The organism is Kaistia sp. UC242_56, from assembly GCF_044452255.1.
GTDB lineage: Bacteria > Pseudomonadota > Alphaproteobacteria > Rhizobiales > Kaistiaceae > Kaistia > Kaistia defluvii_A.
Map to the genome: position 1 here is coordinate 570,988 of NZ_JBIOAN010000001.1, position 11,513 is coordinate 582,500.

Here is an 11,513-nt window from a genome sequence, read left to right on the forward strand (position 1 = left end):
CGAAATCCTAGCGCCTAGGCGGAGCGGGCGCGAGATGCCGTGCGGCGGGGCGTCCCGTCGCACCGGGTTGATTTGATGTCCTTCTGCAACAGTTTGACCGGGAAAGCGGCATTCGCCGCGACACCGGGCAGAATGATGCGCGATTTCGTCCTGACGGGCGGTATGCTCGCCTGCGCCGAAGCCGGATAGTCGAGGCAATGACGGAAAGACCCCATGACACCAGTCCTAGTGCCAGCGATGGCGTGACGGACGAGATCGCGGAACTGGTCCTGCAATTCAAGGCTTTCGTTTCCGCGCTCTGGAACTCGTCCGGACGGCGCGATTTCGTGCTGCTGACCGTGGGCATCGTCACGGTCATCATCGCCACCGCAGGCATGCAGGTGGTGCTCAACGCCTGGAACAGCCCGTTCTACAACGCGATCGAGACGCGCAATTTCTCGTCCTTCCTCTATTACCTGATGGTGTTCTTCGGTATCGCCGGCGTGCTGCTGGTGCTGAACGTCGCGCAGACCTGGCTCGCGCAGATGATCACGCTGCAGTCGCGGCAATGGCTGACGCGCGACCTGATTTCCGAATGGCTGACCTCGCGCCGCCTGGTCATGCTCGGAGACGCCGGCGAAATCGGCGTCAATCCGGACCAGCGCGTGCATGAGGACGCCAAGCATCTGGCCGAACTCTCGGCCGGGCTCGGCATCGGGCTTTTCCAGTCGACGCTGCTGCTGTTCAGCTTCGTCGGCGTGCTCTGGGTGCTGTCGAGCGGGGTCGTGCTCCATCTCGGCGGATACAGCTTCACGATTCCCGGCTACATGGTCTGGTGCGCGCTGATCTTCGCCTTGACCGGCTCATGGGTGAGCTGGCGCATTGGCCGTCCGTTGATCGGCATCGGCGTCGAGCGCTATGCCCGCGAAGCGGACCTTCGCTTCGCCATGGTGCAGGTCAACGAAAATGCCAACGGCATCGTGCTCAATGCCGGCGAGCCGGACGAAAAACAGCGTCTCGACGACGAACTGGCCCGCGTCATCGACATCACCCGCCGCTTCGTCAATGCGCTCGCCCGCCTGACCTGGGTAACGGCCGGCTATGGCTGGATCGGCCTGGTCGCGCCGATCGTCATCGCCGCGCCGGCCTATTTCGGCGGAACGCTCTCCTTCGGCGAGTTGATGATGGTGGTCGGTGCCTTCAACCAGGTGCAGAACAGCCTGCGATGGTTCGTCGATAATTTCAGCCTGATTGCCGATTGGCGTGCGACGCTCGCCCGCGTGATGAGCTTCCGCCAGGCCCTGGTCACGCTGGAACAGCCGCGCTCCAGTGGCGAGCGCATCGTCTACGACCACGAGCCGCTCGGCAATCTGGAGCTCGAGAACGTTGCGGTCGACTGGACCGGCGAACGGGCGGCGCTGGACGAGGCCGACGTCACCATCGAACCGGGCGACCGGGTACTGATCATCGATCGCACCGGCTCGGCCCATGGCGCGCTCTTCTCGGCGCTGGCGGGGCTCTGGCCCTGGGGCTCGGGCAAGATCAGCCTGCCGCCGCGCGCCAAGGTGATGTTCATGCCGGAGCGGCCCTATGTGCCCGACGGATCGCTGCGCGCCGCCCTCACCTATCCCTCCGCCGCCTCCGGCTTCAAGGACGACGATCTGATCAAGGCGATGCAGCGGGTCGGGCTGGGCCGCCTCACTGGATCGCTCGATCGCAAGGCGCGCTGGGCCAAGGAGATTTCCTATGATGACGAGGAACGGCTGACCTTCGCCCGCCTGTTGCTGCTGAAGCCGCAATGGATCTTCACCGAGCAGACCGTCGACGGGCTCGACGACGAACAGCGCGGCATCTTCACCTCGATCATCAACGAGGATCTCGCGAAATCGGCCGTGGTCACCGTATCCGGCCGGGCAACGACCAGCGATTTCTACACCCGCACCATCAACCTGGTGGATGCCCCCGTTGGCGTCGGCGCGAAGCGCCCCGTCACCGCCACGCCCGAACCCGCCCTTCCCCCGACCCGAGCGATCCCGGATGAACAAGCCGCACAGCCCGAACCGAGCAACGCCCGGCAAGCCGATTAAATCCGCCGGAGCCCATGGCCCGGCCAGGGAGAGGCTGGACGACGACGCGCTGCTGGAGCGCGTCCAGCGCCAGAGCTTTCGCTATTTCTGGGAGTTCGGCCACCCGGTCAGCGGCCTGGCCCGGGACCGCACGCAGGGCAATGACGAGGTGATCACCCTCGGCGGTTCCGGGTTTGGCGTCATGGCGATCGTCGTCGCCGTCGAGCGCGGCTGGATTTCGCGCGCCGAGGCCGTGGATCGGCTGCACAAGATGATCGGCTTCCTCGAGCAGGCCGACAGCTTCCACGGCGCCTATCCGCATTTCATGAACGGCACGACCGGTAAGGTGGTGCGCTACGCCCGCAAGGATGACGGCGCCGATCTGGTCGAGACCGCGTTCTGGATCCAGGGCCTGATCGCCGCGCAGGTCTATTTCGACCGCGCCGACGGCAAGGAGCCCTGGCTGCGCGGCCGGATCGAGGGCATGCGGCGGGCAGTCGAATGGAGCTGGTTCACGCGCGACGGCCGCGACGGTCTCTACTGGCACTGGAGCCCGAACCATGGCTGGGCGATGAACCACGAGATCCTCGGCTGGAACGAGTGCCTCATCCTGTTCGTGCTGGCCGCGGGCGCGGAACAATACGCCATCCCGCCGCTCGCCTATCATAATGGCTTCGCCCAGAGCCGGACCTTCCTCAACCGGCGACCGCAATATGGCGTCGACCTGCCGCTCGGGCCGGATGGGGGCGGACCGCTTTTCTTCGCGCATTATTCGTTTCTCGGCCTCGACCCGCGCGGGCTGACCGATCGCTATGCCGACTACTGGGCGCAGAACCTCGCCCATACCCGTCTCAACTACGCCTATTGCGTCGCCAACCCCGGCGGATTCAAGGGTTATGGGCCAGACTGTTGGGGGCTGTCGGCAAGCGACAACCCGACCGGCTATTCCGCGCATGCGCCCGACAATGACCGGGGCGTCATCGCGCCGACGGCGGCGATCTCCAGCCTGCCCTATGCGCCCGACATCGCCATGCGGGCGCTACGCCACTTCCATGACGACATGGGCGACCGGCTCTGGGGCGAATACGGCTTCTTCGACGCCTTCAGCGAGAGTGCCGACTGGGTGGCGAAAACCCATCTCGCGATCGACCAGGGACCGCAGATCGTGATGATCGAAAATTATCGCAGCGGCCTGATCTGGGACCTGTTCATGCGCGATGCGGAGGTGCGTCGGGGCTTGCAGCGGCTCGATTTCCAGAGCCCACATTTTTCGGGAACGCCGGTCGCCTGAGGCGCACAGTTTCAAGCAAGCCCCTCACCCAACCCTCTCCCGCAAGCGGGCGAGGGCATTACCGCCGAGGCAGTGTCGACGGCGAGGCTGGGCGCGATCGGCCCCCTCTACCGCTTGCGGGAGAGGGTTGAGGTGAGGGTCTTTACCGCTCCTCAAACCAGAAGCGGCTGGGCCATCAGGTCCTGGTGGCCGAAGACGCGGCGGTAGCGGGCGATTTCCTCGGCCGGGCCGGTCGCCTTGTTGGCATTGTCGGAAAGCTTGACCGCCGGGCGACCATTGGCCGAGACCACCTTGCAGACCAGCGAGATCGCCTGCAGCCGGTCGTCCTTGCCGTCCGGGGCGCAATGGCGGAAGTCATTGGTGACGTTGGTGCCCCAGCCGATCGAGAGATTGACCCGGTTGCGGAAATGGCGGGCCGCTTCCTCGATCGTGTCGATGTCCATCCCGTCCGACAGTACGATCAGTTTTTCACGCGGGTCGGAGCCATGCAGTTGCCACCAGGCGATCGCTTCCTCGGCGCCCTCGATCGGCGGCTTCGAATCCGGCCGCAGGCCCTTCCAGTTCAAGATCCAGTCCGGCGCGTTGCGCAGGAACTGCGTCGTGCCATAGGTGTCCGGCAGCATGACCAGCAGATTGCCGTCATACATCTCCTGCCAGTCGCGCAGCACGTCATAAGGCGCGTTGCGAAGCTGTTCGTCGGTTTCTGCCAAGGCCGCATAGACCATCGGCAGTTCATGCGCGTTGGTGCCGATCGCCTCCAGGCCGGCGGCCATCGCCATCTTGACGTTGGACGTGCCGACAAAATTGTCGCCAAGCCCTTCCTGCAGCGCCTCGACGCACCATTTCTGCCAGAGATAGCCATGGCGGCGGCGTGTGCCGAAGTCGGATACCTTCAGCGGGCCTTCCTGGGCCAGGATGCGGAGACGCTCGATCTTGCCCCAGAGCTTGGCCTTGGCCTTGGCGTAGAGCACGTCGAGCTCGAACCGGCTCATGCCCTTCATGGCGGCGCGGGCGCGCAGCTCGCTGACGATGGCCAGCGCCGGCACTTCCCAAAGCGTCGTCTCGCTCCAGAGCCCGTCGAAGCGCAATTCATACTGGCCGTCATCGGTGCGGCGAAGCTCATATTCCGGCAGCTGGAAGCCCTCGAGCCAATCGAGAAACTCCGGCTTGAAGATCTGCTTCACGCCATAGAAGGTATTGCCGGCGAGCCAGATCAGCTCGTTCTTCTGAAAGCGCAGCGTGCGGGCATGGTCGAGCTGGTCGCGCAGTTCCTGTTCGTCGATGACGTCGGCCAGCCGCACCGTCTTGGTCCGGTTGATCAGCCCGAACGTCGCCCGGACATCGCGCGATTTCTCGCGAATGAGCTGCAGCATCAGAAACTTGTAGAAGTCCGTATCGAGCAGCGTGCGGACGATGGGATCGATCCGGAAGCCGTGATTGTAGACGCGGGTAGCGATATCAAGCGACATACAGATGTCCATCGACAGAAGAGAAGCACGAGCTCGACCCATCCCGATGGGCCACATAACCGTTCGCGCATTCACGAGGCGAAGCAGGGTCCTCGACGCGGGAGGCGCAGTGAAGCAGCCCCGATGACAGGCTGCAAGCCGCGCCGGGCCAATTCCGCGCCCGCCTCGCCAGTTTGCGCCGCTGCGCCCCTGTTTTGCGCGCGCTTTTTTCCGCCTCGCCGGATCAGGCGGCGATCCTGGGCAGCCGACGAGGCGATTGTTGCCGTCCCGCGTCGCCAAAACGGCGGAGCACCCCGCTCCAGTATGGAATTTCTCTGATCTTTCCGCCATATATGCCCGACAAACTCAAGGCTCCGGACCGGGTCCGGACGCGTGCTGATCGGAACGTCATGAACGCCCCCTTCGCCAAGATGAATGGCATCGGCAACCAGATCACCGTGCTCGACATGCGCGGCGCGGAAACACGCCTCGATGCCGCCTCGGCGCGCGCGATCGCGGCCGACCCGCGCACGGCCTTCGACCAGCTGATGGTGATCGAGCCGCCGAAGACGGCCGGCACCGACGCCTTCATGACGATCTTCAACGCAGACGGCTCGCTGTCGGGCGCCTGCGGCAACGGCACGCGCTGCGTCGCCCTCGTGCTCATGCGCGAGAGCGGCCGCGAGACCTTCAAGCTCGAAACCTCGGCCGGCCTGCTCGACGTGGTGGCGAAGGATGCCGACACCATTACCGTCGACATGGGCGAGCCGCGCTTCGGCTGGGCCGAGATTCCGCTTGCCCAGCCGTTCGAGGATACGACCGCCATCGATCTGAGCTTCGGCCCGGTCGACGCGCCGATCCTGTCGCGTCCGGCGGTCGCCAATATCGGCAATCCGCATGCGATCTACTGGGTCGAGGACGTAGCCGCGATCGATCTCGGGCGCATCGGCCCGATTCTCGAGCGCGACCCGATCTTCCCCGAGCGCGCCAATATCTCGATCGCCGAAGTGACATCCGACCATTCGATCACGCTGCGCGTGTGGGAGCGCGGGGCCGGTCTGACGCTCGCCTGCGGCTCCGCCGCCTGCGCAACGGCCGTCTCGGCTGCCCGCCTCGGCAAGACCGGCCGCGTCGTCGATGTCCGCCTGCCGGGCGGCGTGCTCAACATCGAGTGGCGCGCCGACAACCATATTCTCATGACCGGCGCCGCCGAATTCGAGCATGAGGGTGTCATCACGCTCGGCAACGAAATCCGCATCGAGGTCGCGCCGGATACGGTCGCCCGCCGCGCATGACCATCGAGACCATCACCTTCGGCTGCCGGCTCAACACGCTCGAAACCGAGGTGATGCGGACGAGGGCGGCGGAAGCGGGCCTGACCGACGCGGTGATCATCAACACATGCGCCGTCACGGCGGAGGCGGTGCGCCAGGCGCGACAGACCATCCGCCGGACCCGCCGCGAGCGCCCCGAGCTCAAGATCGTCGTCTCCGGCTGCGCCGCGCAGACGGAAGCCGCCACCTTCGCCGCCATGCCGGAAGTCGATCTCGTCCTCGGCAATGAGGAAAAGCTCACCGCCGCCGCCTACCGGCCGCTCGGGCTCGCCATCGCCGAGCATGAACGGGTCAGGGTCGCCGACATCATGGATGTGCGCGAGACGGCGGGCCATCTCGTCGCCGGCATGGATGGCCATACCCGCACCTTCGTGCAGGTGCAGAATGGCTGCGATCATCGCTGCACCTTCTGCATCATTCCCTATGGCCGCGGTCCCTCGCGCTCGGTGCCGATGGGCGCCGTCGTCGAGCAGATCCGCCAGCTGGTCGAGATGGGCAATGCCGAGATCGTGCTGACGGGCGTCGACATGACGGCCTATGGCAGCGACCTGCCCGGCAAGCCGACGCTCGGCACGCTGGTCGCCACCATATTGAAGCTGGTCCCCGACCTTCCCCGCCTGCGCCTTTCCTCGATCGACACGATCGAGGTCGACGACGCCTTGATGCGGGCGATCGGCGAGGACGAACGGCTGATGCCGCATTTCCATCTGTCGCTGCAGCATGGCGACGACATGATTTTGAAGCGGATGAAGCGCCGGCATGGCCGCGCCGACGCGATCCGTTTTTGCGAGGCCGTACGCAAGCTCCGCCCCGATGTCGTCTTCGGCGCGGATATCATCGCCGGCTTCCCGACCGAGACCGAGGCGATGTTCGAGAACTCGCTCGCCCTGGTCGACGAATGCGGGCTGACGCATCTGCATGTCTTCCCGTTCTCGCCCCGCCCCGGCACGCCGGCCGCCCGGATGCCGCAGCTCGATCACCCGACCATCAAGGCCCGCGCCGCGCGTCTGCGCGAAAAGGGCCAGGCAACGCTCGCCGCCCATCTCGACCGCGAGATCGGCATGACGCGCCATGTGCTGATGGAAAAGGGCGGCGTCGGCCGCACGGAACATTTTACGCCGGTCACCATGCCGGACATCGCTGCCGGAACGCTTGTTTCGGCCCATATCACGGGACGGACGGCATCGGGCCTCCTTGCCACCCCACTCGCAGAGGCCGCCTGAACCATGGCAGAAGAAAAGAAGGGCCTGTTCCGCCGCTTTTTCGGCGGCGGCAAGCCGGCCGAGCCGGAACCGGCGCCAGAGCCCGAGATCGTCTCGCCCACGCCCGTCCCCGCCGCGGAGCCGGATGCGGAAGCGATCGCCGCCGCCGCCGCGATCGAGCCGGCGCCCGCCGAGATCCTCGAGGCGATCGAGGTCGAGACCGCCCGCGAGCCGGAGCCCATTGAGCCTCCGACCGTTGAGCCGCTCGCGGCGCCGATTGTTGCCGCGCCCGAGCCTGTCGCTGTCGCCGAACCGGCTCCGGCGCCTGCGCCGCGTCTCACCGGCTTCTTCACCGCGCCGGTGGCACCGGCCCCTGCCCCGGAACCCGCCCCGAAACAGAACTGGTTCCAGCGCCTGCGCGCCGGCCTATCGCGTTCATCGAGCGCGCTTTCGGACGGCATCGTATCCGTCTTCACGAAGCGCAAGCTCGACAACGAGACCCTCGACGAATTCGAGGACGTCCTGATTCAGGCCGATCTCGGCCTGACGACCGCCGCCGCCATCACCGCCGCCTTGAAGAAGGGCCGCTTTGACAAGGAGATCGACGGCGACGAAGTGCGCACAGTGCTTGCCGACGAAGTGCGAAAGGTTCTTGTCTCGGTGGCGAAGCCCCTGGTGATCGATCCCGCCCGCAAGCCGCATGTCATCCTCGTCGTCGGCGTCAATGGCACCGGAAAGACGACGACCATCGGAAAGCTCTCGGCAAAACTGCGCGCCGAGGGTCGCTCGGTCATGCTCGCCGCCGGCGACACGTTTCGCGCCGCTGCGGTCGAGCAGCTGAAGATCTGGGCCCAGCGCACCGGCTCGGCCATCGTCGCCCGCGCCATCGGCGCCGACGCCTCCGGCCTCGCCTTCGATGCGCTTCGGGATGCGCAGGCCGCCGGTACCGACGTTCTCCTGATCGACACCGCAGGCCGGCTGCAGAACCGCACCGAACTGATGGCGGAACTGGAAAAGATCATCCGTGTGATCAAGAAGCAGGATCCGACAGCCCCGCACAGCGTTCTCCTGACGCTGGACGCCACGACCGGCCAGAACGCCCTTCAACAAGTCGAGATCTTTGGACGCGTCGCGGGCGTCACCGGCCTGGTCATGACCAAGCTGGACGGCACGGCGCGCGGCGGCATTCTCGTCGCCATCGCGGCCAAATACGGCCTGCCAATCCACTTCATCGGCGTCGGCGAGGGCGTCGACGACCTCGAACCGTTCTCGGCCGACGAATTCGCGCGGGCGATAGCGGGTATCGCAGCGTGACCTGCGCCATAGATCAGCCGCGAATATCGCCCTATCTGAAGGCGTCCACCACCGAAAGCCGACCATGACCCTCGAAATCGAACGCGCCCCCAACGATCCCGCCCGCAAGGAGCTCAATCCGCTCCTGAAGCTGGCGCTCGAACTCGGACCACTCGGCGTGTTCTTCTTCGCCAATGCCCGGGCCGATATCTATTGGGCGACGGGGCTGTTCATGGTCGCCACGCTCGCAGCGCTCGCTGTCTCCTACGCGATGACGCGAAAACTGCCGATCATGCCGCTGGTCACGGGCGTCGTCGTGGTGGTCTTCGGCGGGCTGACGCTATGGCTGCATGACGACACCTTCATCAAGCTGAAGCCGACCATCGTCAACACCCTGTTCGGTCTCGTCCTGCTCGGCGGCCTCGCCTTCGGCCGCTCGCTGCTCGGTTATGTCTTCGATTCCGTCTTCAAACTGACGGATGAGGGCTGGCGCAAGCTCACCTTCCGCTGGGGCCTGTTCTTCCTGGCACTGGCGGTACTCAACATCGTGATCTGGAAGGGCGCCGACGCCTATCTCGCCGATCCCAAGGCGGCGACGGATCTCTGGGTGAACTTCAAGGTTTTCGGCATCATGCCGCTCACCTTCATCTTCACCCTGTTCCAGCTGCCGCTGATCACCCGCACGACGATCCCTGAAGACAAGACCGAGACCCAGCCGGTGCGCTGAGAGCGTACTTGGGACATTGGGCCTGCTTCTCCTGATGGAGAGCGCCGCCTGGGGCGTTCTGCGTCTGAGGTTTCTGCGTGTACGCAAAGTGACGTGAGTCGACCTCTACAGATCTCGATCTATCTGCGTCTCTGCGAAGTTTGATAGAGCGCTGCGCCAACGGCGCCGCATGGCGCCCCTCCGACAGAGCGTCCGGGCGCTGTCCTACGACGTAAGCGGGTTCGATTGGGGCGAGGCCGGTGTCGCTGGAACCCGCCTTGATCGCGAGAGAGACGGCCCGGCGTCCGCGCTGCGAGAGGCAAGGCGCGACAGCCGGGCTCCATGACAGACTGCCGTTCCCTTCCCAACCCACGGGACAGGCCAACGCGGCGAGCATCGGACCCGCCGGCATTGGCTCTGGCCCGTGGCTATGCCCCCCCATCATCGCGGCTGGCGACCCAGCTCGCACTCGCTACGGCTCTGCGATAGGCCACCCAAAGCCTTAGATGACCCTTTCGGCAGCGGGGGAACTGCTTACTGCTACCATGTGCTTTGGGTCCGGCTCTGGCCGATCGACGGCTTTGCCGGATTGCAACGGCGCTGCTTGTACCGAACGCACCGCACTCTTGCCGGATTGGCGGTCTTCCAGTTGCAGCCGGATCAGGGTCTGAGGTGTTCTCGATGGAGGATTGCGCTGGGGCGCCGGATTGCCGGGGCGGTTTGGGCTTGGGCTCGAGGTCGGCTCGGTCGCCGCCTTGGTACAGAACGTTCTTCGGTCGCGGTTCCGTTAATCGGCCGACTGGTTCGGCGGGGATCGGGCTCCTGAGCTCGAGAGCTTCGAGCCTGGGCCTCCGCGCCGTCTTCCTCGGCGCATTTCCCTTTGCCTGTGCCTAGAACGACAAAACCCCGCCGGCTTTTGGCGCGGCGGGGTTTTGTGTGTTTGTCATCGTAGAGAGAAGATTGAGTGTCTCGAAGGGTTTGTTTTTTCTGTGCTTTGCAGGCCTGGCAGCGACCTACTCTCCCGTGTCTTAAGACAAAGTACCATTGGCGCAGAGGAGTTTAACGGCCGAGTTCGGAATGGGATCGGGTTCAGGCTCCTCGCCATGACCACCAGGCCGGCGAAGCACAGAAACTGGTTTTGTCATCGATGTTCATTGTCGGTGCTCTCTTGGAGATCACCTGGGATGAGCATGGATTAATGAGAATGATCAAGCCAATCGAGTTATTAGTACCGGTAAGCTACATGCGTTGCCGCACTTCCACACCCGGCCTATCAACGTGGTGGTCTACCACGACTCTCAAGGGAATACTCGTTTTGAGGTGGGTTTCCCGCTTAGATGCTTTCAGCGGTTATCCCGTCCGTACATAGCTACCCTGCAATGCGGCTGGCGCCACAACAGGTCCACCAGAGGTACGTCCATCCCGGTCCTCTCGTACTAAGGACAGATCCTCTCAATATTCCTACACCCACGGCAGATAGGGACCGAACTGTCTCACGACGTTCTGAACCCAACTCACGTACCACTTTAATCGGCGAACAGCCGAACCCTTGGGACCTTCTCCAGCCCCAGGATGTGATGAGTCGACATCGAGGTGCCAAACGATGCCGTCGATATGGACTCTTGGGCATCATCAGCCTGTTATCCCCAGAGTACCTTTTATCCGTTGAGCGATGGCCCGTCCACGTGGGACCACCGGATCACTATGGCCGACTTTCGTCTCTGCTCGACTTGTCAGTCTCGCAGTCAGGCGGGCTTATGCCATTGCACTCGACGACCGATTTCCGACCGGTCTGAGCCCACCATCGCGCGCCTCCGTTACACTTTGGGAGGCGACCGCCCCAGTCAAACTACCCACCATGCACGGTCCCGGATCCGGATGACGGACCGCGGTTAGACATTCATATTCACAAGGGTGGTATTTCAAGGATGGCTCCACACGAGCTAGCGCCCATGCTTCAAAGCCTACCACCTATCCTACACATGCAAACACGAATGCCAGTGCAAAGCTATAGTAAAGGTTCATGGGGTCTTTCCGTCTGACCGCGGGAACCCCGCATCTTCACGGGGAATTCAATTTCACTGAGTAGGTGCTGGAGACAGCGGGGAAGTCGTTACGCCATTCGTGCAGGTCGGAACTTACCCGACAAGGAATTTCGCTACCTTAGGACCGTTATAGTTACGGCCGCCGTTTA

General features: G+C 64.2%; 7 protein-coding genes and 2 rRNA genes (1 of these 9 running past the window's edge). 6 read left to right on the forward strand and 3 right to left on the reverse strand.

The features are described from left to right. Nucleotides 1-197: 197 nt before the first annotated feature. Nucleotides 198-2,066 (forward strand): ABC transporter ATP-binding protein/permease, encoded by a 1,869-nt coding sequence (locus ACHMWQ_RS02695; RefSeq protein WP_396306306.1) that lies wholly within the window; start codon nucleotides 198-200, stop codon nucleotides 2,064-2,066. Then, nucleotides 2,017-3,336, forward strand: coding sequence for a glucoamylase family protein (locus tag ACHMWQ_RS02700; RefSeq protein WP_396306307.1), 1,320 nt, complete (start codon nucleotides 2,017-2,019; stop codon nucleotides 3,334-3,336). The genes ACHMWQ_RS02695 and ACHMWQ_RS02700 overlap by 50 nt, the downstream gene beginning before the upstream one ends. 152 nt (nucleotides 3,337-3,488) lie before the next feature. Here the strand turns inward: ACHMWQ_RS02700 and ACHMWQ_RS02705 are convergent, their stop codons facing one another. After that, complete coding sequence (locus ACHMWQ_RS02705; protein WP_354554199.1) at nucleotides 3,489-4,805, reverse strand: nicotinate phosphoribosyltransferase; 1,317 nt, start codon at nucleotides 4,803-4,805, stop codon at nucleotides 3,489-3,491. 389 nt (nucleotides 4,806-5,194) lie between these two features. Between ACHMWQ_RS02705 and dapF the strand changes: the two genes are divergently transcribed. From dapF to ACHMWQ_RS02725, 4 genes are all read left to right on the forward strand, one after another. After that, nucleotides 5,195-6,079 carry a diaminopimelate epimerase gene (gene dapF / locus ACHMWQ_RS02710; protein WP_396306308.1) on the forward strand — a complete coding sequence of 295 codons (885 nt, stop codon included), beginning with the start codon at nucleotides 5,195-5,197 and terminating at the stop codon, nucleotides 6,077-6,079. Beyond that, nucleotides 6,076-7,341 carry a tRNA (N(6)-L-threonylcarbamoyladenosine(37)-C(2))-methylthiotransferase MtaB gene (gene mtaB, locus ACHMWQ_RS02715; protein WP_396306309.1) on the forward strand — a complete coding sequence of 422 codons (1,266 nt, stop codon included), beginning with the start codon at nucleotides 6,076-6,078 and terminating at the stop codon, nucleotides 7,339-7,341. The genes dapF and mtaB overlap by 4 nt, the downstream gene beginning before the upstream one ends. Before the next feature lie 3 nt (nucleotides 7,342-7,344). After that, complete coding sequence (ftsY, locus tag ACHMWQ_RS02720) at nucleotides 7,345-8,634, forward strand: signal recognition particle-docking protein FtsY (RefSeq protein WP_396306310.1); 1,290 nt, start codon at nucleotides 7,345-7,347, stop codon at nucleotides 8,632-8,634. 64 nt (nucleotides 8,635-8,698) lie between these two features. Further along, on the forward strand, nucleotides 8,699-9,340 hold the full coding sequence (locus ACHMWQ_RS02725; protein WP_354554206.1) for a septation protein A: 642 nt from the start codon (nucleotides 8,699-8,701) through the stop codon (nucleotides 9,338-9,340). 979 nt (nucleotides 9,341-10,319) lie between these two features. Here the strand turns inward: ACHMWQ_RS02725 and rrf are convergent. Both rrf and ACHMWQ_RS02735 read right to left on the reverse strand, forming a co-directional pair. Then, nucleotides 10,320-10,434: ribosomal RNA gene (gene rrf, locus ACHMWQ_RS02730) — 5S ribosomal RNA — on the reverse strand. Between the two features lie 89 nt (nucleotides 10,435-10,523). Then, nucleotides 10,524-11,513: ribosomal RNA gene (locus tag ACHMWQ_RS02735) — 23S ribosomal RNA — on the reverse strand; it runs 1,762 nt beyond the window's last position.